The 22,090-nt window shown below is 62.0% G+C and carries 21 protein-coding genes; 2 read left to right on the top strand and 19 right to left on the bottom strand.

Going from position 1 to position 22,090, the window contains the following annotated elements:
- Positions 1 to 2: 2 nt before the first annotated feature.
- The 11 genes from AC1DUR_RS12195 to AC1DUR_RS12145 all read right to left on the bottom strand — a co-directional run bounded on the left by AC1DUR_RS12195 (position 3) and on the right by AC1DUR_RS12145 (position 12,710).
- Positions 3 to 803 (bottom strand): transporter substrate-binding domain-containing protein, encoded by an 801-nt coding sequence (locus tag AC1DUR_RS12195; protein WP_477717504.1) that lies wholly within the window; start codon positions 801 to 803, stop codon positions 3 to 5.
- Between the two features lie 113 nt (positions 804 to 916).
- Positions 917 to 2,611, bottom strand: coding sequence for a phosphoethanolamine transferase (locus AC1DUR_RS12190; RefSeq protein WP_477717503.1), 1,695 nt, complete (start codon positions 2,609 to 2,611; stop codon positions 917 to 919).
- Positions 2,612 to 2,796: 185 nt separating this feature from the next.
- Complete coding sequence (fghA, locus tag AC1DUR_RS12185) at positions 2,797 to 3,663, bottom strand: S-formylglutathione hydrolase (protein WP_477717502.1); 867 nt, start codon at positions 3,661 to 3,663, stop codon at positions 2,797 to 2,799.
- Positions 3,660 to 4,235, bottom strand: a complete 576-nt coding sequence (locus AC1DUR_RS12180) for an alpha/beta hydrolase (RefSeq protein ID WP_477717501.1) — start codon at positions 4,233 to 4,235, stop codon at positions 3,660 to 3,662. The genes fghA and AC1DUR_RS12180 overlap by 4 nt, the downstream gene beginning before the upstream one ends.
- 18 nt (positions 4,236 to 4,253) lie before the next feature.
- Positions 4,254 to 4,580, bottom strand: coding sequence for an alpha/beta fold hydrolase (locus tag AC1DUR_RS12175; RefSeq protein WP_477717500.1), 327 nt, complete (start codon positions 4,578 to 4,580; stop codon positions 4,254 to 4,256).
- Positions 4,573 to 5,682 (bottom strand): S-(hydroxymethyl)glutathione dehydrogenase/class III alcohol dehydrogenase, encoded by a 1,110-nt coding sequence (locus AC1DUR_RS12170; RefSeq protein ID WP_477717499.1) that lies wholly within the window; start codon positions 5,680 to 5,682, stop codon positions 4,573 to 4,575. The genes AC1DUR_RS12175 and AC1DUR_RS12170 overlap by 8 nt, the downstream gene beginning before the upstream one ends.
- Positions 5,683 to 6,243: 561 nt before the next feature.
- The gene (locus AC1DUR_RS12165; protein WP_477717498.1) at positions 6,244 to 7,464 is read right to left on the bottom strand and encodes a glycerophosphodiester phosphodiesterase; all 1,221 of its coding nucleotides are present in this window, start codon (positions 7,462 to 7,464) and stop codon (positions 6,244 to 6,246) included.
- A 224-nt stretch (positions 7,465 to 7,688) separates the two neighbouring features.
- Positions 7,689 to 8,828, bottom strand: coding sequence for a molecular chaperone DnaJ (gene dnaJ, locus AC1DUR_RS12160; protein WP_477717497.1), 1,140 nt, complete (start codon positions 8,826 to 8,828; stop codon positions 7,689 to 7,691).
- A 258-nt stretch (positions 8,829 to 9,086) separates the two neighbouring features.
- Positions 9,087 to 11,030 carry a molecular chaperone DnaK gene (gene dnaK / locus AC1DUR_RS12155; RefSeq protein WP_477717496.1) on the bottom strand — a complete coding sequence of 648 codons (1,944 nt, stop codon included), beginning with the start codon at positions 11,028 to 11,030 and terminating at the stop codon, positions 9,087 to 9,089.
- A 133-nt stretch (positions 11,031 to 11,163) separates the two neighbouring features.
- A complete protein-coding gene (gene grpE / locus AC1DUR_RS12150) occupies positions 11,164 to 11,724 on the bottom strand; it encodes a nucleotide exchange factor GrpE (RefSeq protein ID WP_477717495.1) in 561 nt (186 codons plus the stop codon).
- A gap of 284 nt (positions 11,725 to 12,008) precedes the next feature.
- Positions 12,009 to 12,710, bottom strand: a complete 702-nt coding sequence (locus tag AC1DUR_RS12145; protein ID WP_477717494.1) for a GntR family transcriptional regulator — start codon at positions 12,708 to 12,710, stop codon at positions 12,009 to 12,011.
- Between the two features lie 221 nt (positions 12,711 to 12,931).
- Between AC1DUR_RS12145 and AC1DUR_RS12140 the strand changes: the two genes are divergently transcribed.
- Complete coding sequence (locus tag AC1DUR_RS12140) at positions 12,932 to 13,963, top strand: Bug family tripartite tricarboxylate transporter substrate binding protein (protein ID WP_477717493.1); 1,032 nt, start codon at positions 12,932 to 12,934, stop codon at positions 13,961 to 13,963.
- 65 nt (positions 13,964 to 14,028) lie between these two features.
- Positions 14,029 to 15,216, top strand: coding sequence for a hypothetical protein (locus tag AC1DUR_RS12135; protein ID WP_477717492.1), 1,188 nt, complete (start codon positions 14,029 to 14,031; stop codon positions 15,214 to 15,216).
- Positions 15,217 to 15,327: 111 nt separating this feature from the next.
- Here the strand turns inward: AC1DUR_RS12135 and AC1DUR_RS12130 are convergent, their stop codons facing one another.
- The 8 genes from AC1DUR_RS12130 to AC1DUR_RS12095 all read right to left on the bottom strand — a co-directional run bounded on the left by AC1DUR_RS12130 (position 15,328) and on the right by AC1DUR_RS12095 (position 22,008).
- Positions 15,328 to 15,651 carry a winged helix-turn-helix transcriptional regulator gene (locus tag AC1DUR_RS12130; protein ID WP_477717491.1) on the bottom strand — a complete coding sequence of 108 codons (324 nt, stop codon included), beginning with the start codon at positions 15,649 to 15,651 and terminating at the stop codon, positions 15,328 to 15,330.
- A 223-nt stretch (positions 15,652 to 15,874) separates the two neighbouring features.
- Positions 15,875 to 16,330, bottom strand: a complete 456-nt coding sequence (locus AC1DUR_RS12125; RefSeq protein WP_477717490.1) for a MarR family winged helix-turn-helix transcriptional regulator — start codon at positions 16,328 to 16,330, stop codon at positions 15,875 to 15,877.
- A gap of 37 nt (positions 16,331 to 16,367) precedes the next feature.
- Positions 16,368 to 18,185 carry an acyl-CoA dehydrogenase family protein gene (locus tag AC1DUR_RS12120; protein WP_477717489.1) on the bottom strand — a complete coding sequence of 606 codons (1,818 nt, stop codon included), beginning with the start codon at positions 18,183 to 18,185 and terminating at the stop codon, positions 16,368 to 16,370.
- Positions 18,186 to 18,203: 18 nt separating this feature from the next.
- Positions 18,204 to 19,331 carry a porin gene (locus AC1DUR_RS12115; RefSeq protein WP_477717488.1) on the bottom strand — a complete coding sequence of 376 codons (1,128 nt, stop codon included), beginning with the start codon at positions 19,329 to 19,331 and terminating at the stop codon, positions 18,204 to 18,206.
- A gap of 205 nt (positions 19,332 to 19,536) precedes the next feature.
- Positions 19,537 to 20,532, bottom strand: a complete 996-nt coding sequence (locus tag AC1DUR_RS12110; RefSeq protein WP_477717487.1) for a Bug family tripartite tricarboxylate transporter substrate binding protein — start codon at positions 20,530 to 20,532, stop codon at positions 19,537 to 19,539.
- A gap of 62 nt (positions 20,533 to 20,594) precedes the next feature.
- A complete protein-coding gene (locus AC1DUR_RS12105) occupies positions 20,595 to 20,732 on the bottom strand; it encodes a hypothetical protein (protein ID WP_477717486.1) in 138 nt (45 codons plus the stop codon).
- Between the two features lie 53 nt (positions 20,733 to 20,785).
- Entirely contained in the window at positions 20,786 to 21,208 is a 423-nt protein-coding gene (locus AC1DUR_RS12100; protein WP_477717485.1) for an acyl-CoA thioesterase, read from the bottom strand.
- Between the two features lie 14 nt (positions 21,209 to 21,222).
- Positions 21,223 to 22,008 (bottom strand): SDR family NAD(P)-dependent oxidoreductase, encoded by a 786-nt coding sequence (locus tag AC1DUR_RS12095; protein WP_477717484.1) that lies wholly within the window; start codon positions 22,006 to 22,008, stop codon positions 21,223 to 21,225.
- Positions 22,009 to 22,090 lie beyond the last annotated feature (82 nt).

Here is a 22,090-nt window from a genome sequence, read left to right as displayed (position 1 = left end):
GCTTACTTGGCCACGGGTGGTTTGCTCACGTCACGGTCAAACCATTTGTTCGAAATTTTGGCGAAGCTGCCGTCTGCCTGCAGATCAGCCAGCGCCTTGTCGATGGCGGTCTTGAACTTGGGGTTGTTCTTGACGAAAGGAATGCCAGATTTCTCCAGCTCGCCCACGGGCGCACCGGGCTTGAGGGGCAGCTTGGTCTGCTTGACGATATAGGGAATCAGCAGGCTGTCGTTCAGCGCCGCGTCGATGCGGCCCAAGGCCAGGTCCTGCAGGTATTCCTGCGCGCCGGGATAGGTTTTGATGTCGATGTCGCCAACCTTCTTGGCCATGTCGGCAAAGTTGGTGCCCTGGCCCAAGCCGAGCTTTTTGCCCTTGAGGTCAGCCAGCGTCTTGAAGACGCGCTTTTCGTCCTTGCGGATGATCAGCTGCGGGCTGGAAATGGTGTAGGGCTCGGAGAAATCAAAGGTTTCCTTGCGCTTGTCGGTGATCCCGACCTGGTTGATGACCACATCGTATTTGCCGGCCTGCAAGCCTGCGAGGATGGCGCTCCACTCGCTGGTGGTGAATTCGGCTTTGACGCCGAGCTTTTGCGCCAGCGCATTGGCAAGCTCCACTTCAAAACCGGCGAGCTTGTCGTTTTCCTTGTAGTTGAAAGGCGGGTAAGTGCCTTCCAGCGCCACTTTCAGCGTGCCGCGCTGCTTCACGGTGTCCAGCAAATCGGCGGCGCTGGCAATGCTGGCGCCCAGGGCCAAGGTGACAAGAAGTGTGGAGGCGAGCGCTTTGCGGATATTCATATTCTTCATTTGAATAATGTATTTTTAGTTGAGATGAAAATGAATATTAAATAAATGCGCAACAAGCGGCTGCTGCTGGCCTAAAAACCCTATGCCGCGCCAGGATGATTCGTCAGGACGAATCAGGACGAGTTAGTGCGCAACGTCTGCGCGTGCACACTGCCGGGACCACGGTTGGCGCAGCCGGCATAGATATCGAGCGCGGGCTGGTAGACGCTGGTCTGCACCTTCATCAGGCCCAGCACCGAGTGAAAGTAATTGTCATGGCTCACCGGCGCATCGAGCTGCTGCTTGAGGCAGGCTGTGGTGATACTGCTGCGCTGTTCGAATTCCGGTGACAGCCAGGTGATCCAGGGCACGCGCTTTTGCACGTCGGGCGCCATCCCGTAGGGCATGCCGTGCAGGTAGAGGTTGTTTTCGCCCAGGGACTCGCCGTGGTCGGCCACATACAGCATGGCGGGCGAGTTGTGCGCCTCCTGCGTTTTGAGCCACCGAATGGCGGACCCAAGCAGATGGTCGGCGTAGACAACGCTGTTGTCATAGGCATTCATCAGTTCATCGCGTCCGCAGCTTTGCAGGGCGTTGTTAATGCATTCGGGCAAGAATTTTTTGAAGGCCGGTGGTGAACGCTGGTAGTAAGCCGGGCCGTGGCCGCCGATCTGGTGCATCACCACAACCACACCCCTGGCCCTGCGTTCTGCGGGCAGGGTAGCGATGCGTTCATCAATGTTTTGCAGCATCACCTCATCAAAGCATTCCCCGCCGTCGCACAGGCTGGGCACTTTCAGGTTGGCGGTGTCCACGCTGGCGACCCTGTCGCATACCCCCTTGCAGCCCGACTGGTTGTCAATCCAGAGCACGGCCAAGCCGGCATGCTGCAGGACGTCGAGCAGGCCTTCGTAATTGGCCGGCCGTGAGTCGTAAGCTTCGCGCCCGAAGTTGGAAAACATGCAGGGCACCGAAGCCGCTGTGCTGGTGCCGCAGGACCAGGCGTTGCGCTGGCTGGCAATGTTTTCCCGGGCCAGCTCCGGTGTGGTGGCGCGCCGATAGCCATTGATCGCGAAATTGCCGCTGCGTGCGGTTTCACCCAGCACCAGCAGCAACAGCGGCGGTTTGGTGGTGGCCGTGTCGCTGGCAGCGAGCCTTGCGTCCTCGCCCAGGGGCAAGACGATGGATTCATTGCGCTGGAAGGGCTGGGCTGCAACCCTTCCCAGTGCGTAAAAGGAATTGAGTGGATTGATCAGGTAGCGCACATGCGTGTAGTTGCGCATGACCGAAGCGATGCTCTGGAAGAAGAGCATCACAACGAGCACCAGCACGGCGCATGCGGTGACCAGGGTCATGGCGTTGGACAGCAGCTGACGCGCGGGGCTTTGCGTCCGGATTTTTTGCCGCCACAGGAAATAGCCGGGCAAACCCGCCAGTGCCAGCACAGTCGCCGGCAGGTGCCAGTTCAGCAGGTCGCGTGTTTCGCGCACATCGGTTTGCAGCAGGTTGACCATCATGGTCTTGTCGATGACCACGCCATAGGCCAGCATGAAGTAGGCGCCCAGGGCGGCAGACACCAGAAAGAGCGTGATGGCCGGCTTCAGGGTCCAGCGCCAGGCCAGCAGGCTGAGCAATGCGGCTGTCGACAGCGCGATCACCAGCGCCAGCGCCAGGCTGATGGTGAGAACCTCGCCCCTGCTCAGGTCGGGCAAGCGCGCGAGCTCACGCCACAGTGCGATGTTGCAAACGGTGGCGATCCAGAGGCTGGACAGGATGACCATCCACAGCGGCCGGATACCCGCGCGCGAGGGGGCGGCGTTTGCAGGCATTGACCTGGACACCGGACTGAACGCAGACGCAGAGCCCGAGGGGAGGGAGAGCAGCGGCATAGCGCCGCAGTGTATTTTGGGCGACTTAAGAGACGCTTAAGAGAGGCTCAGAGACGTCGGAAGGAGCCGAAGATGCCCGGAAGGTGCCTGGAAAGTACCCAAGAAATGCTTGGGGCCGGTCAGGGTCAAGGCAGTAGCTGGCCGGCATGGTGTTTCAGGTGGTCGGCCATGAAGGAGGCAATGAAGTAATAACCGTGGTCGTAGCCCGGGTGCCGGCGCAGGGTCAGCGGCTGTCCCGCAGATGTACAGGCGGCTTCAAACAGCTGCGGGTGCAACTGCTCGGCCAGGAATTTGTCGGCCAGGCCCTGGTCAATCAGGATGCCGCCGGGGTAAGGGGCGGTAGGGGCGGTACGCAGGCTGCCCATGAGCGCCGTCGCATCGTGCCGGGCCCAGCCGGACTCATCGGCACCGAGGTAAGCCGTGAAGGCCTTGCGTCCCCACGGGCACTGGCTGGGAGCGCAGATGGGGGCGAAAGCCGACACCGACCTGAAAAGATCGCGGTGCCTGAGTGCCAGCGTCAGGGCGCCGTGGCCGCCCATGGAATGGCCGAAGATACCGATGCGGTCCGCGTCCAGCGGCAGGGCGCTGGTCAGCAGCGGCAGCAATTCTGCCGTGAGATAGCTCTCCATGCGGTAATGGGTGGCCCACGGCGCCTGCGTGGCATCCAGGTAAAAGCCGGCCCCGACACCCAGGTCCCAATTAGCAGTTTCGCCCGGTACGTTGGCGCCGCGCGGGCTGGTGTCGGGCGCGATCAACGCCAGGCCCAGCTCGGCCGCCATGCGCTGCGCGCCGGCCTTGACCATGAAGGTCTCCTCGTTGCAGGTCAGGCCCGCGAGGTATATCAGGGCCGGCACCGGGCCCTGTTGCGCCTCGCGCGGCAGGAACACCGAGAAGCGCATCGGCAGGCCGATCTCGCGCGAGGCGCGCTCGTAAAAGCTTTGCGTGCCGCCGAAGCAGCGGTGTTCGGAGAGGGTCTTCAGGCTGTCGGTCATTGGCCGATGTTGCCATGCACGAGGTCGCGCACGGCATCGACAAAGGCCTGCGGTTTTTCCTGCGGCAGGTTGTGGCCGGCGCCCTGCGCGACGCGATGCTCGTGCCGGCCGATGAAATGGTGGCCGAGGTCGGCGGTGCCGCCGACCGGCATCACGCCGTCATCGGTGCCGTCGAAGGTGATGCTCGGCACGCTGATGTCCGGCAGCTCAGCGAGGCGGGCTTGCAAAGCCGCGTACGCCGGATCGCCGGCCACCAGCCCATGGCGATGGCGGTAGGAGTGGATCACGATGTCGACGAAATCGGGGTTGTCGAAGGCGGCTGCGCTGCGCTCGTAGGTCGCGTCGTCGAAGGGCCAGATCGGCGACCACATGCGCCACAGCAGCTTGCACAGCGCGCGCCGGTTCTGCGCCAGCCCGGCGCGGCCGCGTTCGGCATGGAAGTAGTACTGGTACCAGTACCGCGCCTCGTTTTCCGGCGCAATGGGCTGTTTCGCAGCGGCGATGTTCTGGATCTTGTAGCTGTTGACCGAGATCAGGCCGGCGCAGCGCTCGGGCCACAGTGCCGCGGCCACGCAAGCTGCGGTTCCGCCTCAGTCGTAGCCTGCGAGCACCGCGCGCGGGATGACCAGCGCATCGAGCAAGTCCCGCACGTCRGCACCGATCGCGGCCTGCTCGCCCGAGCGCGGCGTGTTTGCATCGGCGAACTGGGTCGGGCCGAAGCCGCGCAGGTAGGGCACGACGACGCGGCAGCCCTCGGCCGCGAGCTGCGGCGCCACCTCGACGTAGGACTGCACGTCGTAGGGAAAGCCGTGCAGCAGCAGCACCGGTGGCCCGTCGGACGGCCCGCTTTCATGGAAGGCGACATTGAGTACGCCGGCCTGCACGCGGCGCAGGCTGCCCAGAGCGTTTTCATTCATAGAGCACCACTCCCCGGATCGACTCGCCGCGCTTCATCAGGTCGAAACCCTTGTTGATGTCTTCCAGCGGCATGGTGTGGGTGATCAGGTCGTCGATGTTGATCTTGCCCTCCATGTACCAGTCGACGATCTTCGGCACGTCGGTGCGGCCACGCGCGCCGCCGAAGGCCGAGCCCTCCCACTTGCGGCCGGTGACCAGCTGGAAGGGGCGCGTGCTGATTTCCGCACCGGCCTCGGCCACGCCGATGATGATGCTGCGGCCCCAGCCCTTGTGGGTGCACTCCAGCGCCTGCCGCATGACTTTCGTGTTGCCAATGCATTCAAAGCTGTAGTCGGCACCGCCGTCGGTCAGTTGCACGATGGCATCGACAATATTTTCATGGTCTTTCGGGTTCAGGAAGTGGGTCATGCCGAACTTGCGGGCCATGGCTTCCCGCGCCGGGTTCAGGTCCACACCAATGATCTTGTCGGCGCCCACCATCTTCGCGCCCTGGATCACATTCAGGCCGATGCCGCCTAGGCCGAACACCACCACGTTGGCGCCGGCTTCCACCTTGGCCGTGAAGATCACCGCGCCTATGCCGGTGGTCACGCCGCAGCCGATGTAGCAGACCTTGTCAAACGGTGCATCCTCGCGGATTTTGGCCAGCGAGATCTCGGGGGCGACGGTGTAGTTGCTGAAGGTGGAAGTACCCATGTAGTGGAAGATGGGCTGGCCGTCCAGGCTGAAGCGGCTGGTGGCGTCGGGCATCAGGCCCTTGCCCTGGGTGCCGCGGATCAGCTGGCACAGATTGGTTTTGCGCGAGAGGCAGAACTTGCACTGGCGGCATTCCGGCGTGTACAGCGGAATGACGTGGTCGCCCTTCTTGAGCGTGGTCACGCCCGGGCCGACATCCACCACGATGCCCGCGCCTTCGTGGCCCAGGATGGCCGGGAAGATGCCCTCCGGGTCGGCACCCGACAGCGTGTAGTAATCGGTGTGGCAAATGCCGGTGGCCTTGATCTCGACCAGCACCTCGCCGAACTTCGGGCCTTGGAGGTCGACGGTTTCAATGGTGAGGGGCTGGCCTGATTTCCAGGCAACGGCGGCTTTGGTTTTCATGGTGATGGGGCTTGCGTTGGGGGTGGGCGGAGGGGCGTTGCAGTGCGTAAGGCACTATAAGCCAGTCCCCCGGCCCGGGGCCTGAAAGGTGTTTCATTTTGAGAAAACCCGGGGCGGCGCCGGCCCTCAAAAAAGAAATGCCGCCTGGCTCCCGGAAAGGGAGCGCAGGCGGCCATCGATGAGAGGGCCGGCAAGCAAAAAGGCTTGCCGGTCGGGGCGGGCCTGAGAACCTGTTTACGATCTAAACGAGGCCGCGTTGGGATGCAATCGGGATGAGTGGGCCGCCCGGGACCGCCGCATGGGGCTAATGCCCATGCAAGGGTCTGGGTGGCTCAATCGCCCGACCGCACAGCCGGCCGGCTGTGCGTCGTGCGGCTGCCCCCATGGGGATGCAAACGCGACCGCGTTTGCGTCACCCCAACCCGAAGGGCAAGCGCCTTCTCGGGCGGTCTGCGGCGTTGCGGCGCTTACCCATAGCCCAAGCTATGGGCGGCGCACCGCGCCTTGCATCCCATCCCGAGAAGGTGCTTGCGCGGCCCCGTTTAGATCGTAAGCAGGTTCTTACCGGCCGGCTTCTTTCAGGTATTGCGTACGCGCGGCGATGGCGGTGTCGGTGAAGTCGGTGAACACGCCGTCCACGCCGAGCTGGTAATAGGCCAGGTACTCGTTGGCGCCATCACCCTTGTAGTCGGCAGCCAGGCGGCGCGACTCGTTGCGGAAGGTGAAGGGATGGACAAACAGGCCGGCCTTGTGGGCGTCTGCAATGAGGCTGGTGGCCTGGGTTGAGCTGGCATCGGCATCGTTGACCTTGCCGTCGCCATTGATGTCCATTGCCTTGCCGTTCGCGCCCATCGTGCCCTTGATGCCGATGATGAAACGCTTCCAGGGGCCGATGCCGTCGGCATAGGTCTTGATCTCGGCCAGGCCCGCAGGCGTGACCATGGCGTCAAAAAAGCGCTTGTCGCCCGCCTTGGTCCAGTCATAAGGGCGGTCGCTCGGTACGGCAAAGGTGACGGTGCCGGTCTTCATGTCAACGCCATCGCCGTCGATGAGCTGGATCAGGCGCGTGTTCAGGCCCTTGCTCTTCATGTACTTCAGGCTGCCCGGTTCAAACGACTGCACGAAGATGGGGGCCGTCTTGCTGTTCCAGCCTGCGGTGTTGATGATGGCGATCAGCTTGTCTTCCAGCGGCAGGCCCAGTTCGCGGAAATAGGTCGGATTTTTGGTTTCCGGATAGACCGCAATCGTGCGGCCGGTCTTGATGGATTGGGCTTTGGCCAGATCCACCACGTCCTGGAAGGTCGGCACCTTGTACTGGCCGTTGAACTGCTGGGGGCGCTCGGCATCGGTCGAGATGGCGCCCAGCGTCCGGATTTCGGCCAGCGTGAAGTCGTTGCTGAACCAGCCGGTCTGCGTCTCGCCGTCCACCTGGATAGTCTTTTTGCGTGAGGCAAATTCGGGGTGCTTGGCCACGTCGGTGCTGATGGCCAGGTTGGGGTCATGGCGGGTGATCAGTACGCCGTCTTTGGTCGAGACCAGGTCCATCTCGATCACATCGGCGCCGAGTTCAATGGCGCGCACGTAGGCTTCCAGCGTTTCTTCCGGTACATAGCCCGACGCGCCGCGGTGGGCAATCACCAGAGGCGCCCTGCCATCGAGTGTGGGCGGGCCGGCGCTGGGGTGTGTGCCCGGCATGCTGCAGGCGCCCAGCATGACGCTGGCGCCTGCCAGTGTGAGCCAGCCGATGTATTGCCGTGTGTGAATTTTGGTCGATATCGCCATGACGTCCTTCCCTGGTTAAAAAGGCGATCGTAGGCGCGGTATGACGACAGCGGTGTGACAGTCACAAGGCGTTGCAGATACACATGCAGATACGCGGATACGCATTCGCAGGAGACCCCATGAAAAATGCCGGAACAAGTCCGGCATGTGGATGGGGTAGGGCGGGGGCGGCTGAAGTCAGCGCTGCAGCCGACGCCCGGGTCGCGCCGGCGATGGGCGATGGATCAGGCGCTGAAGAAATTCTTCAGCTTGTCGGCCCAGCCCTCTTCGCTGGGCGAATGCCTGGCGCCGCCTTTTTTCAGCGATTCGTCGAGTTCCTTCAGCAGCTTGCGCTGGTGCTCTGTGAGCTTCACCGGCGTCTCTACCGTGATGTGGCAGTACAGGTCCCCGGGATAGCTGGAGCGCACCCCTTTGATGCCCTTGCCGCGCAGCCGGAACTGCTTGGCGGCCTGGGTGCCTTCCGGAATGTCAATCGCGGCCTTGCCAGCCAATGTGGGCACTTCGATCTCTCCGCCCAATGCCGCGGTGGTGAAGCTGATCGGCACCGCGCAGTGCAGGTCGTCACCGTCGCGCTCAAAAATCTCGTGCTTCTTGATCCGGATTTCAATATACAGGTCACCGGGCGGGCCGCCATTGGTGCCCGGTTCGCCGTTGCCGGTGGAACGGATGCGCATGCCGTCATCGATGCCCGCCGGGATTTTGACTTCCAGCGTTTTGTTGTTCTTGGTCTTGCCAACGCCGTGGCAGGCCACGCAGGGTTCGGGAATCAATTTACCCGTGCCCTTGCATTGCGGGCAGGTCTGCTGCACGCTGAAAAATCCCTGGCGCATCTGCACCACGCCATGGCCATGACAGGTCGTGCAGGTCACCACTTTGGTGCCGGGCTTGGCGCCCGAACCGTGGCAGGTGTTGCAGTCGTCCCAGCTGGGAATGCGGATCTGGGCTTCCTTGCCATGCGCTGCTTCTTCCAGTGTGATTTCCATCGCGTAGCTCAGGTCGCCGCCACGGTACACCTGGCGGCCGCCGCGTTGATGCCCGCCGCGCTGGCCACCGAACACATCGCCGAAGATGTCGCCGAACGCCTCGGCAAAGCCACCAAAACCTTCAGCACCAGGGCCGCCGCCCCGCATATTGGGGTCCACACCCGCATGGCCGTACTGGTCGTAGGCCATGCGTTTGTTTTCGTCGGAAAGTACCTCGTAGGCCTCTTTGGCTTCCTTGAATTTTTCTTCGGAAATCTTGGTGTCACCCTGGTTGCGGTCAGGATGGTGCTTCATCGCGAGCTTGCGATACGCTTTCTTGATGTCGTCGTCACTGGCGTTCTTGGGGACGCCCAGCGTGTCGTAATAATCTTTTTTGGCCATGGCAGGTGGGTCAGGAAATCTTCGTTAACAGGGTTCTTGGGCTGTCAATCACAACAGTGCACAAAACAACAGGGCACAAAACAACGGTGCACAAACGCAGCGGACGAGGCAAACGAGACAGAAGCCGGAATCGGTTGACGCTGCATGAATGGGCCGAAAACGCAAAAGCGGAAATCCGGGATTGCTCCTGGTTTCCGCCTTGCAGCATGCAGTTATCGCGCCAATTCAGGGCCGCCTGTCGTCAGGTCTTGTTTCTTCTCAGCCCTTTTTGACTTCCTTGACTTCGGCGTCCACCACGTTGTCGTCGGCCGGTTTGGCATGGGCCTGCTCGGCACCTGCCCCGCCTGCCGCTGCCTCAGCGCCAGCTGCCTGGGATGACTGCATGTCGGCGTACATTTTTTCGCCCAGCTTCTGGCTGGCTTCCATCAGGGCCGTGTTCTTCGCTTCAATGGCGGCCTTGTCGTCGCCCTTGAGTGCTTCTTCCATGTCCTTGATGGCGGCCTCGATTTTTTCCTTCTCGCCGGCTTCCAGCTTGTCGCCATACTCGCCCAGCGATTTGCGCACGCTGTGCACCATGGCTTCGGCGTTGTTCTTGGCCTGCACGAACTCGACTTTTTTCTTGTCTTCTTCGGCGTTCAGTTCGGCATCCTTCACCATCTGCTGGATCTCGGCTTCAGACAAACCGGAGTTGGCCTTGATGGTGATCTTGTTTTCCTTGCCGGTGCCCTTGTCCTTGGCGCCGACGTGCAGGATGCCGTTGGCGTCGATGTCGAAGGACACTTCAATTTGCGGCGTGCCGCGCGCTGCCGGCGGAATGCCTTCGAGGTTGAATTCGCCCAAGGCCTTGTTGCCCGAGGCGATTTCACGTTCGCCCTGGAACACCTTGATGGTCACGGCAGGCTGGTTGTCTTCAGCCGTCGAGAAAGTCTGTGCAAACTTCGTCGGGATGGTCGTGTTTTTCTTGATCATCTTGGTCATCACGCCGCCCATGGTTTCGATACCGAGGGAGAGCGGGGTAACGTCGAGCAGCAACACGTCGGTGCGGTCGCCCGACAGCACCTGGCCTTGAATCGCGGCACCCACGGCCACGGCTTCGTCGGGGTTCACGTCCTTGCGCGGCTCCTTGCCAAACAACGCCTTGACCATTTCCTGCACCTTGGGCATTCGCGTCTGGCCGCCGACCAGAATCACGTCGTGGATGTCGGAAATCGACACGCCCGCATCCTTGATGGCGGTACGGCAGGGCGCAAGGGTGCGCTCGAGCAGCTCTTCCACCAGGGCTTCCAGCTTGGCGCGGGACAGCTTGATGTTCAGGTGTTTGGGGCCTGAGGCATCGGCGGTGATGTAGGGCAGGTTGATGTCGGTCTGCGCGCTGTTGGACAGCTCGATTTTGGCTTTCTCGGCAGCCTCCTTCAGGCGCTGCAGGGCCAGCACGTCCTTGCTCAGGTCCACGCCTTGCTCTTTTTTGAACTCGGCAATGATGTGGTCGATGATGCGCTGGTCGAAGTCTTCACCGCCCAGGAAGGTGTCGCCATTGGTGGACAGCACTTCAAACTGTTTTTCACCGTCAACGTCGGCAATTTCGATGATGGAGATGTCGAAGGTACCGCCGCCCAGGTCATACACGGCAATCTTGCGGTCGCCCTTTTCCTGCTTGTCCAGTCCGAAGGCCAGGGCTGCAGCGGTGGGCTCGTTGATGATGCGCTTGACTTCCAGGCCGGCAATGCGACCGGCGTCTTTGGTGGCCTGGCGCTGCGCGTCGTTGAAATAGGCCGGCACCGTGATCACGGCTTCGGTGACGGGCTCGCCGAGGTAATCTTCGGCGGTCTTTTTCATTTTGCGCAGAATGTCGGCGCTGACCTGCTGGGCCGAGATCTGCTTGCCGCGCACTTCGACCCAGGCATCGCCGTTGTCGGCAGCCGCGATCTTGTAGGGCATGAGGTTGATGTCCTTCTGGACTTCCTTCTCGGTAAACTTGCGGCCGATCAGGCGCTTGATCGCGTACAAGGTGTTCTTGGCATTGGTGACCGCCTGGCGCTTGGCCGACGCACCCACCAGCACCTCGCCATCTTCCTGGTAGGCGACGATGGACGGGGTCGTGCGCGCGCCCTCCGAGTTTTCAATCACGCGGGGCGTGTTGCCTTCCATGATGGACACGCAGCTGTTGGTGGTGCCCAGGTCGATGCCGATGATTCTTCCCATGATTTACTCCTGCTTTTTTGATTCGTTGACGATTGGATAGTGGTGTGGCTGATGGCTCAGCCGTGTGAACGACTATGTTGATGACTTGTGGATAACTTGTGCGAGTTCAAGTGCTTCAGCCTGATTTATGCGTTTATTTCGGCGCGGTTACGGTGACCAGGGCGGGTCGCAGCACGCGGTCCGAAATCAGGTAGCCTTTTTGCAGCACGCTGACCACGGTGTTGGCTTCCTGCTCGGCCGGCACCATGCTGATCGCCTGGTGCTGGTGAGGGTCGAACCGGCTGCCGCTGGTGGGGTTGATTTCCACGACCTTGTTGCGCTCGAGGGCGGTTTTGAGCTGCTTGAGCGTGGCGTTTGCACCCTCGTGGATCTGTTCGGGCGTGGCGTCCTTGTGCGCCAGGCCGGCCTCCAGGCTGTCGATGACGGGAAGCAGGCTTTCCGCAAAGCTTTCGAGGGCGAATTTGCGCGCCTTGGCAATTTCGTCTTCAGCGCGGCGGCGGGCATTTTCCGTCTCGGCCTTGGCGCGCAGGTAGCTGTCGGCCAGGTCGGTGTTTTTGGCCTGCAGGGTGGCCAGTTCAGCCTGGGCTTGGGTCAGTGCATCAAACTCGTTGGCGGCTTGGGCGGCTTCCAGCTCTTCGGGACTCGGAGCTCCGGTAAGTGGTTGATTTTGCTCGGGTTGGGTATTTTCAGACATGCTCGAAGACAAGGTTTAAGCTAACAAGCGGGTTAGCTGGGGGTTACAAAGCCCTTTTCAAGACAAGGGATTCGGTTTTAGGGCCGAAATTTTGGCGATGTGGCGGGCGCGGCCCCGTTCCGGGTGGCCCATCCTTGATCCGCTGCTTCAGCGGGGCTGCCGGGAATTGTAATTGCCAGGCGGGCGGCAGCGGAAAAGTTCCGGTTTGTGCCCGGTTTGGACGTGTGCGCGCCATGCGAACAAAGCCCCTTCACGCCTGAAAAATGGGTCGCTGCCCACAGGGCTCAGCCGGGTGAAGGGTTTTGCATTCGCATGATCAGTTCGCGCTTGTTGTCGCGGCTGCGGTGGGCATGCTCGCGCATCAGGGCTTCGGCACGTCCGCCTTCACCCGCGAGCAGCGCAGCCAGTACGTCTTCATGGTCGCTTTGCGCCCGCGCGATGAACCCGAATTCAAGCAGCGGCAGCATGCCGTTGAGGCTCAGGGCGCCGGCGCCGGCCATGGGTGTCTTGCTCACATGGGCCAGCGCAGAGGTGAGGGTGCTGTTGCCGGCGGCCTGTACCAATGCATTGTGAAACCGCGCATTCATGGGCACCCAGCGGGCCGCATCAATGACATGGCCGGCGGCTTGGGCGTGTTGCAGCAGCAGCCGGCCTTCGTCCACGCAGGCCTGCAATTCGTCACGGACGCTGGCCTTCAGGCCGCGCTCGGCCACCGTTCTGGCGGCCATTCCTTCGAGCACGCCACGCACATCGACGGCGTTGGCGATTTCGTCTACCGTGAACTGGCGAACCCGAAAGCCGCGGGTGGGCAGGCGCTCGAGCAAGCCTTCCTTTTCCAGTTCGCCGAGCGCGATGCGGATCGGGGTGCGCGACACCGCCAGTTGCGCCGACAGCTCCAGCTCAACCATGCGATTCCCGGGGGCTACCTCGCCACTGAGGATTTTTCGCCTCAGTTCACGGGTGGTGTAGTCGATCTGGGATGACATCGGCGGGCCTTCATAAAGTGTGGTGTGGTGTGGTGTGTGGGTCGGAAGTCGCCATACCGATAAGAAAAAGAAAGAAGGCATTATTGCATGCAATAAATCGGAAAATAAGGGTTTAACCGGATAAAAACACAGATATTGCATGCAAAAATATAAGGTAACTAAGAATAGTTTGTGCCCACCTGGGCCCAGCCCAGTGATTACCAGTCCTTTCGGAAGACGCCATGACCCCGCCCCACTTCAAGCAGCTGCAACTCCCAATCAAATCCATCACCCAATCCATCACCCGCCTGGCCTGGGTCTGTGGTGTGGCGCTGGCCACGCTCGTGCCTGCCGTGCAGGGCCAGCCGGTCGCCGCTTATCCCAACAAGCCCATCAGGCTGATTGTTCCGTTTCCTGCCGGTGGTGGTGGCGACACGCTGGCGCGCCTGGTCATGCTGCGCGCCGCCAAAGAACTTGGCCAGCCCATCGTGGTGGAAAACCTGGGGGGTGCGGGCGGTAATGTAGGCAGCGTCACCGCCGCGAAAGCCCCTGCTGATGGCTATACCCTGCTGTATGGCACCAACGGTACGCATGCCATCAACCATGCCATCTACAAGTCGCCAGGGTTTGATCCGGTGCGCGATTTTGAACCGGTGAGCCAGCTCACGCGCATTGCCGCCATGGTGGTGGTCAGGCCCACGCTGCAGGTCAACTCGATGGCCGAACTCACCCGGCTGCTCAAAGCCCACCCCGGAAAATACACGTTTGGTTCCGCGGGCAATGGCACCACCTCACACCTCGCGGGTGAAATCTACAAATCCCGTGCGGGACTGGCTGTCGTCCATATTCCCTACCGCGGCGGTGCGCAGGCCATGACCGACCTGATCGGTGGACAGGTGGACCTGATGATTGAGGTGATGCCCAATGCGGCGCCACAGGCCAAAAGCGGGCGCGTCAAGCCCCTGGCCGTGACCACTGGCACGCGCGTTGCCGGCTGGCCCGATCTACCCACCCTGGCCGAGTCGGGTCTCCCGGGCCTGGACGTCAGCGCCTGGGACGCGATCTTTGTACCGGCCGGTACGCCGCGGCCTGTGGTTGATCGCCTGAATCTGGCTATTCATAAAGCGCTGGCCGACCCTGAACTGCGCAACCAGCTGCAGTCGCGCGGGGCCGAAGTGGCGCCCGGCACACCCGAAGAGCTGGCCCGGCACATGGCCAGCAGCCGGATGCTCTGGGGCGATGCCGTCAGACGTTCGGGCGCTGCGCTTGACTGAGCCTTTATTCCTTGATTGATTGATTCCTTGATTGATTCCCTGTATTCCGTTCAGACCTGATTGCCATGAAACCTGCCTACTCCGAAATCGCATCTTCCGGCCGCGCTGCGGGCGACCTGTTGGCTGGATTGCCGCAGCCCCTGAATCCCGTCATCACGCAGACAAAAAATTATTTTGCCGCGCTGGAGAATTTTCAACGCACCTTTGCCTTCAGGCAGGGCGACAAAGTGCTGTTGCTGACCGACCCACTGCTCGACACGCGGGTGGCCGATGCTGTCATGGGCCTGGCGCGCGCGCGTGGCGCGACGGTACGGCAGTACATGGAAACCACCAGTCAGGTGACCGAGGTGCCCGAGTCGGTCAAGGTGCTGGTGGCCGAGGCCGACTTTGTGGTGTCGACCTGGTTCTGTTCGATTTTCGATCCGTTTTTTATTGCCCGGCGCGCGGCGGGCCAGCGCTGGGTCAAGATCACGTATTTCCGCGATCTCGATCTGCTGCATACACCGCAGGCGCGTTTTCCGGCGGAGTTGATCGGCGAAATCATTCGCGCCACAGCCAGGCGTTATCCGGCCGGCCAGGATTTCACGGTAAAGTTTTCAGATGTGCGGGGCAGCGATTTTTCCATTCAATACACGCCCGAGATGCGCGAGTTGCTGCTCGCCCACAACCGCTGGCGCGGCAAAATGTTTGCCGACGAGCCGGGTTGCTATGTGCATTACCTGCCCACCCATGGCCCCAACCTGTGGGACCGCACGGCGCATCGTAACGACGCACAGGCGCCTGTCGCAATGTCGGGCACGTTTTACCCCCAGTGGGCGGTTGGATTTGAAAAACCGTTCGAGGGACGCATAGGCTGCCGGTTTGAAAGTGACACCATCGTGGAAGTCACGGGCGAATGCCGCGAAGCCGGCATCCTGCGCGAAATGCTGGTGGGCGGCCGGTTGATCGAGCTGGGTTGCGGTTTCAATCCGAAGGCGCCGCGCCACACGATTTACCCCGCCGGCTCCAACGCGCCGGGAGCGCTTCACTTTGGCATTGATCTGGCCCGCCCAAGCGACTACATATTGCGCACCATGCCTCAGTGGGAAGAGCCGCCCGTTCACATGGATCTGGTCGCGCTGGACAGCACGGTGACAGTGGGGGACGAGCCGCTGATCGACGGCGGTTTTTTATGTGGACTGCGCGACCCGGCCGTCAGGGCGGCGGCTGAAAAATTTGGCAATCCGGTCGAGCTGCTGGAAACCGCTGTCTGAGAAACCGCGGTCTGAATTACGAGGTCAAGACAGGGGAAGGCGCACGGCCTGCCTCGTCAAGGCTCGTGGAGCCGCCCTGGACGCGCCGCGCGCAAGGGCTGTTATGGTCTGCTATTTTTTCTTGACGATGCTGACTTTGGTCTGGTTGACGACCCACTTGCCGGCGAACGCCTGCAGGTCGTTCAGGCGCTTGAGCAGGTCGGCGCCCAGCGTGGTCACCGTGTAGCCATCGCTGCCGTGGCCGAGCAGGCCGGCGGCGCGCAATTCCTTGATCCGGGTGTTGAGGGTGTTGGGGGTGATGCTGCCAATGCTGTCTTGCAGAAGGCGGAACGTCTGGGGGTGGCCGTCTTTCAGGGCCCACAACACGCGCAGTGCATAGCGTGCTTCCAGCAGTTCAAGCAACTGGCTGACAGCTGCATTTTCTTTGGCGCTCATTGTTATCTCCTCTGGTCACAATCGGGTCACGGTCAGGCTGCGGCAGCCTGGCAAGCAAAAAGCTTGCGCCAAATATAACGCAATTTCTGCGCTGCTACTAGTTTTATAGCTACCTATGCCCGTACAGTTTAGCCTTGCAGCCGAAAAGACTTGAAAAGTTGCGGCGAATGCGCTTGCGTTTGTGTTTTCTGGCACGGCATGCCAGGCGCCCGGCTTCCAGGCATCACAGATAGATTTTCTGCAGCAGGCGGAGCAGGGTTTTGCGCTCTGCCGCCGTCAGGCGGGCGGCGGCGTCGGACTCCAGCGCCTGCGCCGTGCGTTCCGCGTCATGCATCAGCGCCTGTCCGCTGGCGGTCAGGTGCAGGCCCACTGCCCGGCCGTCATTGGGATGGGGCTGGCGGGTCAGCAGTGAGCGGTTTTCCAGCGACTTGATCATGCCCACCAGATTGGGCGGCTGGATGTTGAGCGTCGCGCAAAGCTGGCGTGACGTGATGCCGGGGTTGTGATGAATGAGGGAAAGGACCGAAAAGTCCACGGGTCGCAACCCATAGACGGCCATTTGTTTCAGGAATGCGTCGATGATGACCAGCGCCGCGCGCCGTGCGTTGTAACCGATCAGGCCTTCCAGGTAGGTGGTCTTGACCTTTTCGACGGCGGGGGCGGGAGATTTTTCGGGCATGAGCTTGAAGGTGAAGAAGGTTCCGGCCGGTCCAGTTTCAGATTTGCGTGGTGTCCAGCCTGTCCCTGATGATACGCATGCGCATGTCGAATTCCGGGAGCACCCAGCGGCGCAGGGCAGTTGCGGGCGCCGTCCAGCGCCCGGCATCGTCGCCGGAGGCCGGAGGCGTCACGGTTGATTCGATCTGGTCCCAGGCCCAGCCCAGCAGTGCCAGTGTGAGCGCGCGCAGGTAGTCATCCGCAACCCAGTAGGGCAGTTCGGGGCTGCCGGGAGCGGCCTGCGCCAGTTCAGCAGCGAGCAGGCGCAGCCCAGCGAAGCGGCCCAACAGCTCGGCGTGCGCGGCGTTACCGGCATCCAGTTCGTCACCCAGCTCCTGTAGCAGCGCCGACAGGGCCGCGCCGCCATCCGGCAACACTTTGCGTACCAGCAGGTCAATGGCCTGGACCTCGTTCGTGCCTTCGTAGATCATGGTCACGCGCGAGTCGCGCACGATCTGCTCGATGCCCCATTCCTTCACGTAGCCATGGCCGCCGAATACCTGCAGGCATTCGCTGGCGCCGTGGAATGCCTGGCTGGTGAGTGCGGCTTTGAGCACCGGCGTGACCAGGCTGCACCAGCGCTGGGCACTGCCCTGGCGCGCGGCATCGGGATGGTGCCTGGCGATGTCGAGTTCGATGCCGGTCTTGTAGGCCAGCACGCGGCCGCCGTCGATCCACGCGCGCTGGGTGTCCAGGATGCGGCGGATGGCGGGATGCCCGGCAATCAAATCAGCAGTCATTGGCGCCCCCACGCTTGCCGCTTCGCGTGCTGCGCTGCCCCCCGAGGGGGCCTGAGCGCCTTGGGGCGGCCCGGCGACGCTCAACGCCGAATTGCCGCGCCCGGGTACGCGCATCTGGCGGCGCTCACGGGCGTAGGCGCCGGCCTTCTGCCACGCGGCGTCGAGCAGGCCGATGCCCTGCAGCGCCACATGCAGCCGTGCCGCGTTCATCATCACGAACATGGCGTTCAGGCCGCGGCCGGGCTCGCCGACGATCCAGCCCTTTGCGTCGTCAAAGCGCATGACGCAGGTGGGGCTGCCGTGCAAGCCCATCTTTTCCTCGATGCGTTCGCAATGCACCGGGCTGCGCGTGCCATCGGGCATGAACTTCGGCACCAGGAACAGCGACAGGCCTTTCGGGCCGGGTGGCGCTTCAATGCCAGGTCCATGCAGGCGCGCCAGCACCAGGTGCACGATGTTGTCGGTCAGATCATGCTCACCGCCGGAGATGAAGATTTTGGTGCCACTGAGCAGGAAACTGCCATCGGGCTGCGGCAGGGCCTTGGTGCGCAGCAGGCCGAGGTCGCTGCCCGCGTGGGGTTCCGTCAGGCACATGGTCGCCAGCCATTCGCCGGTGGCGATTTTGGTCAGGTAACGCGCCTTCAGGTCGTCGCTGCCGTGGTGCTTCAGGCACTCGTAGGCGCCATGCAGCAGGCCCGGCGCCATGGTCCAGCCGTGGTTGGCGGCGCTGAGCATTTCATAGAGCACGGCTTCGAGCAGGGCGGGCAGGCCCTGGCCGCCATCTTCGGGCGCGCACGCCAGCGCGGGCCAACCCGCTTGCCAGAAAGCCTGGTAAGCGTCCTTGAACCCGGGCGGTGCGATGACTGTGCCATCCACAAACTTGCAGCCGATGGCATCACCGACACCTTGCAGCGGCGCGACCTCTTGCGTGACGAATTTCCCCGCCTCGTCCAGCACCTGCCGCATCAGCTCGATATCGCAGTCCGCATGGGGCTCAAGCGCCTGCAGCTGTGCAGGGGCTTTGAGCACATCGTGAAGAATGAAGCAGATATCGTGCAGATGGGGCTGGTAGTTCATGCGCAAAGGTCTCTACGCTTAGAACCTGTGGTTGATGCCCACCATCGTCCCGGTCTGCGATCCACCCAAAGCGGGGTTGCTGCCCGGTGCACCGCCACTTACAGAAACGTTGGTCAGGCTATCGTTGCGAATCGTGCCGATTTGAGCGTACAAGGTCGTACGTTTCGATAACTTGTACAGCGATCGCACCGCCAGCAGGGTGGAGTCAAAGTTGTCGACATTCTTGTAGTTCAGCTTGGCGAGAGTTCCGTCAATCGTCCAGGCCGGAGAGACCGGGTAAGAGGCTGCGACGTACCAAAGGTCGCTTTTGGGTCGCGTCGCGCTGCCGTCGTTGTTGCGGCGAATGACACCACCGCCGACTTTGACGCTGGCCAGGTTCACGTATCCGTTCACCATCAGCCGGGAGTCGGATTTGGAACTGCTGGTCAGGCCGGCAGGCAGCACCACATCCGTAGCGCTGGCAGGCGTGCGGCCGTTCAGTTCGTCATAAGCCAATGCTGCACCCCAGGTCGTGGTGTCGTATTTCACCATGGCCGACCACTCGCGGCATGCCTTGGAATCAGCCCCGCTTTCGCCTGCGCAATTGGTTCCAGCAGGCGATGGACCTGCATTGACGGTGTCACGGCCCAGGCTGTAGGTAGCGCCTACGGTGAAGTCGCTGAATTTGCCTTTGTACGCAATCGAATTGTCGATGCGTGAATTGGGGATGTAGCTGTCCAGAGAGCCGAGTCCATAGATGCTGGGCCCCACAATATCCGAATCCAGCAGGGACCAGAACAGCATGGTCCATTGACGGCCCAGCGTGACCGCGCCCCAATCACCACTGAGTCCCACCGTCGACTGGCGTCCGAACAGGCGGCCACCTTGGCCCGAAGCGCCTGTGTCCGGGGCAAAACCCATTTCAAGCGTGTAGATGGCGCTCAAGCCGCCGCCAAGATCTTCCGTGCCACGCATGCCCACCCGGGAAGGAAGGATGCCGGTATTGGAGGGCATGCGCGTGATGCGGCCGCCGGCCGGCGCGACGTTGCTGACAGACTCGACGCCAGCATCGATGATGCCGTAAAGGCTGACGCTTTGCGCTTGAACGGCACCTGCGGTGGCCAGTCCGGCCAGTCCGGTCAGGGTGATGAGGGAGGAAATTTTCATGCTTGTCTCGTGGTGGTTGTGGTGGTTGATTTTTCGACCAGGCCATTCCCGGAATGTCGTTGCTCAGTGGCGACTGAATCTTTCAGCGGATTCACAAGTTCCCGGAATGTCATTGGCCTCTAACAGCTGAAATTTGAACCCCCTGCAGCATCGCAACAGTGGGCTGGTAGTGCATGGATCGCCGTCGCGACTCGTCAGTCAGGCATCAGGATTCGGCAGTGAAGCCGATTTTCTTGATCAGCGGACCCCAGCGGTCAAACTCAATTTTTTGGCTGCGCGCCATGTCTTCAGGGCTGCCACCAAACGGGATCAATCCCACCACCGTCAACGAATCAATGACGGATTTGTCCTTGATCGCGAGGTTGATCGCGGCATTGGCTGCGGCAACAACAGCCGTAGGGGTTTTCGCAGGCGCGTAAAAACCGAACCACTCTTCGACTGTCAGGTCGGCAAAGCCCTGCTCGGCGAAGGTCGCGACTTCGGGTACGAACGGCGAACGCTGTTTTCCGGATGTTGCCAGGAGGCGCAGCTTGCCGGCCTTGTGGTTGGGAATGAAATCGCCGTGCGGTGTGACCATCGCGGCGAGCTGTCCGCCAACAACATCGGTCACACCAGGCACTGACCCACGGTAGGGCACGTGCTTGAGCTCAACGTTGTTGTTCATGCCCAGCAAGGCACCAATGAAGTGAGGGGTTGAGCCGGCCGCGGGTGAGCCATAGCTGGCGTCTTTCGGGTTGGCCCTGGCCCATGCGAGAAAGTCCTGGACGTTCTTGACCGAGGCAGGCACAAGGGGCCCGACGGCCAGGCCATGATGCATCACGGAGGCGGTCCCCACGGGTACAAAGTCCTTGAACGGGTCATAAGCCAGTTTTTTGTAGATGTGCGGATACAGCGACATGCATGAGAACGGTGTCATCGCCAGCACAGACCCGTCCGCCGCGGCCATCTTGAGCCCTTCCAGCGCAATGCGGCCACCGGCTCCGGCCTTGGTGTCCACGATCGCGTTGGTTTTGGCGTAAGCGGTACCGCCGAGCCTGTCGCCTACGCGGCGCGCGCAAATGTCGCCTGAGCTGCCGGCCGGAAAGCCGTAAAGAATCTTGACCTGCTCCAGCGCCTGCGCGAAGGCGGAAAAAGGCGCGAGGCCGGCGGTCGCTGCTGCGAGCGCCGCCGAGGTCTGAATGAAATTGCGACGTGTTTGCATGAAATGTCTCCTTGTAGTTAGGTAGGCGAGGGAAGCGAATGGATCAGTGGAAGGCAAGCGCATCAAGACTCGGCGAAGAGCCCGAGGGTCTTGATCAGGCGGCGCCATTCCTCTGCGTCCGTCCCGAGCAGGTCGGCCGATTGCGCCATGCTGCGCGCCACGTCTGGTTGCGGGCAGGCGGCGGCGCGGTGTGTCGTCATGGGCTTGTCTCGTTGATTTAAAAATGCAGGTTCTTGAAGATCAATGGGCTCAGCTACTCAACGCACCTGGCCTTGATGTCGTCCGGAATCGGGATGGCCTTGATGCGGTCGGGTTCGCCCGCTGGGCGTACCACGAAGGCGCGGGTTTCGCGGCCTTCGCATAACACCTCTTCGCCGCGCTTGACGATGTGTTTCTGGATGAACACCTTGTCGCGCCACTCCTCGACGCTGGTGTGGATGTGCAGCGTCTGGCCGTAGGTGGCGGGGCGCATGAATTTGGTGTGGATCTCCAGCAGGGGCGTGCCGACGATGCCGGTGGTCTTGACGAGTTCACGCCAGGGCGGCACGCCGCATTCCATGAAAAAGTGCAGCGAGGCGGCGTCCATCCACTTCGAAAAGTTGGGGAAGAACACGATGCCGGCAGGGTCGCAGTCGCCGAACTGCACCTTGATGTCGTAGACGGTGGTTTTGCTCATGAGGGGCTCCCGGGTCAGCGTGGCGCCATGCGCAGAGCGCCGTCGAGACGAATCACTTCGCCGTTCAGGTGCATGTTGGTGACGATGTGGCTGGCCAGTTGGGCGAACTCTTCCGGTTTGCCCAGGCGTGGAGGAAACGGGATGCTCTCGGCCAGCGACTGCTGCACCGGCTCGGGCAGGGTTCGCATCAGCGGTGTCGCAAACAGGCCGGGGGCGATGGTGCAAACCCGAATGCCGTGCTGCGCCAGATCGCGGGCCATGGGTAAGGTCATGCCGACAACGCCGCTCTTGGATGCGCTGTAGGCTTGCTGGCCGACCTGGCCATCAAAGGCGGCCACCGAGGCGGTGAATACCATCACGCCGCGCTCGCCGTCTTCCAGCGGTGCCAGCTTGGCGCACTCTGCCGCAAACAGGCGGGCTGCGTTGTAGGTGCCGACCAGATTGACGCTCACCACGCGCACAAAGTCCTCCAGCGGGGCGGGTGAGCCGTCGCGGCCGACCACGCGCCTGGCAGTGCCAATACCGGCAATGCTCATCAGGATGCGGGCCGGGCCATGCGCGGCAGTGGCTTTGGCCATGGCTGCCTGCAGGCTTTCGGTGTCGGTGATGTCGCATTGGCAGGCGACGGCGCTGCCATCCCCGTGCGCCGCGTTGATCCCGGCGGCCACCTTGTCGGCGTTGGCGAGGTTGACGTCAAGCACTGCGACTTTTGCGCCCAGGCCGGCGAGTTCGCGCGCAGTGGCTTCGCCGAGCCCGGAGCCGCCGCCCGTGACAAGGGCGGCTTGTCCTTGAATATTCATGTCAGGCTTTCAAAAATTCTGGTTTGCTACTGGTTTGCTATTTAGTGACGCAAGGGCATTTACAGGAGGAGATGTCCAATGC

This window comes from Polaromonas sp. P4_F4 (assembly GCF_056401355.1).
Note: the sequence above shows the minus strand (reverse complement) of the source record. Positions and strands in the feature narration are given on the sequence as shown.

Excerpts from the sequence above, each read along its gene's own strand:
- AC1DUR_RS12100 (WP_477717485.1), bottom strand. The coding sequence starts at position 21,208 with ATGAGCAAAACCACCGTCTACGACATCAAGGTGCAGTTCGGCGACTGC.
- AC1DUR_RS12170 (WP_477717499.1), bottom strand. The coding sequence starts at position 5,682 with ATGAAAACCAAAGCCGCCGTTGCCTGGAAATCAGGCCAGCCCCTCACC.
- dnaJ (WP_477717497.1), bottom strand. The coding sequence starts at position 8,828 with ATGGCCAAAAAAGATTATTACGACACGCTGGGCGTCCCCAAGAACGCC.
- AC1DUR_RS12125 (WP_477717490.1), bottom strand. The coding sequence starts at position 16,330 with ATGCCCGAAAAATCTCCCGCCCCCGCCGTCGAAAAGGTCAAGACCACC.
- AC1DUR_RS12130 (WP_477717491.1), bottom strand. The coding sequence starts at position 15,651 with ATGAGCGCCAAAGAAAATGCAGCTGTCAGCCAGTTGCTTGAACTGCTG.
- grpE (WP_477717495.1), bottom strand. The coding sequence starts at position 11,724 with ATGTCTGAAAATACCCAACCCGAGCAAAATCAACCACTTACCGGAGCT.
- AC1DUR_RS12115 (WP_477717488.1), bottom strand. The coding sequence starts at position 19,331 with ATGAAAATTTCCTCCCTCATCACCCTGACCGGACTGGCCGGACTGGCC.
- AC1DUR_RS12120 (WP_477717489.1), bottom strand. The coding sequence starts at position 18,185 with ATGAACTACCAGCCCCATCTGCACGATATCTGCTTCATTCTTCACGAT.
- AC1DUR_RS12110 (WP_477717487.1), bottom strand. The coding sequence starts at position 20,532 with ATGCAAACACGTCGCAATTTCATTCAGACCTCGGCGGCGCTCGCAGCA.
- fghA (WP_477717502.1), bottom strand. The coding sequence starts at position 3,663 with ATGACCGACAGCCTGAAGACCCTCTCCGAACACCGCTGCTTCGGCGGC.
- AC1DUR_RS12145 (WP_477717494.1), bottom strand. The coding sequence starts at position 12,710 with ATGTCATCCCAGATCGACTACACCACCCGTGAACTGAGGCGAAAAATC.
- AC1DUR_RS12095 (WP_477717484.1), bottom strand. The coding sequence starts at position 22,008 with ATGAATATTCAAGGACAAGCCGCCCTTGTCACGGGCGGCGGCTCCGGG.
- AC1DUR_RS12195 (WP_477717504.1), bottom strand. The coding sequence starts at position 803 with ATGAAGAATATGAATATCCGCAAAGCGCTCGCCTCCACACTTCTTGTC.
- AC1DUR_RS12135 (WP_477717492.1), top strand. The coding sequence starts at position 14,029 with ATGAAACCTGCCTACTCCGAAATCGCATCTTCCGGCCGCGCTGCGGGC.
- AC1DUR_RS12165 (WP_477717498.1), bottom strand. The coding sequence starts at position 7,464 with ATGGCGATATCGACCAAAATTCACACACGGCAATACATCGGCTGGCTC.
- AC1DUR_RS12190 (WP_477717503.1), bottom strand. The coding sequence starts at position 2,611 with ATGCCTGCAAACGCCGCCCCCTCGCGCGCGGGTATCCGGCCGCTGTGG.
- AC1DUR_RS12140 (WP_477717493.1), top strand. The coding sequence starts at position 12,932 with ATGACCCCGCCCCACTTCAAGCAGCTGCAACTCCCAATCAAATCCATC.
- dnaK (WP_477717496.1), bottom strand. The coding sequence starts at position 11,030 with ATGGGAAGAATCATCGGCATCGACCTGGGCACCACCAACAGCTGCGTG.
- AC1DUR_RS12105 (WP_477717486.1), bottom strand. The coding sequence starts at position 20,732 with ATGACGACACACCGCGCCGCCGCCTGCCCGCAACCAGACGTGGCGCGC.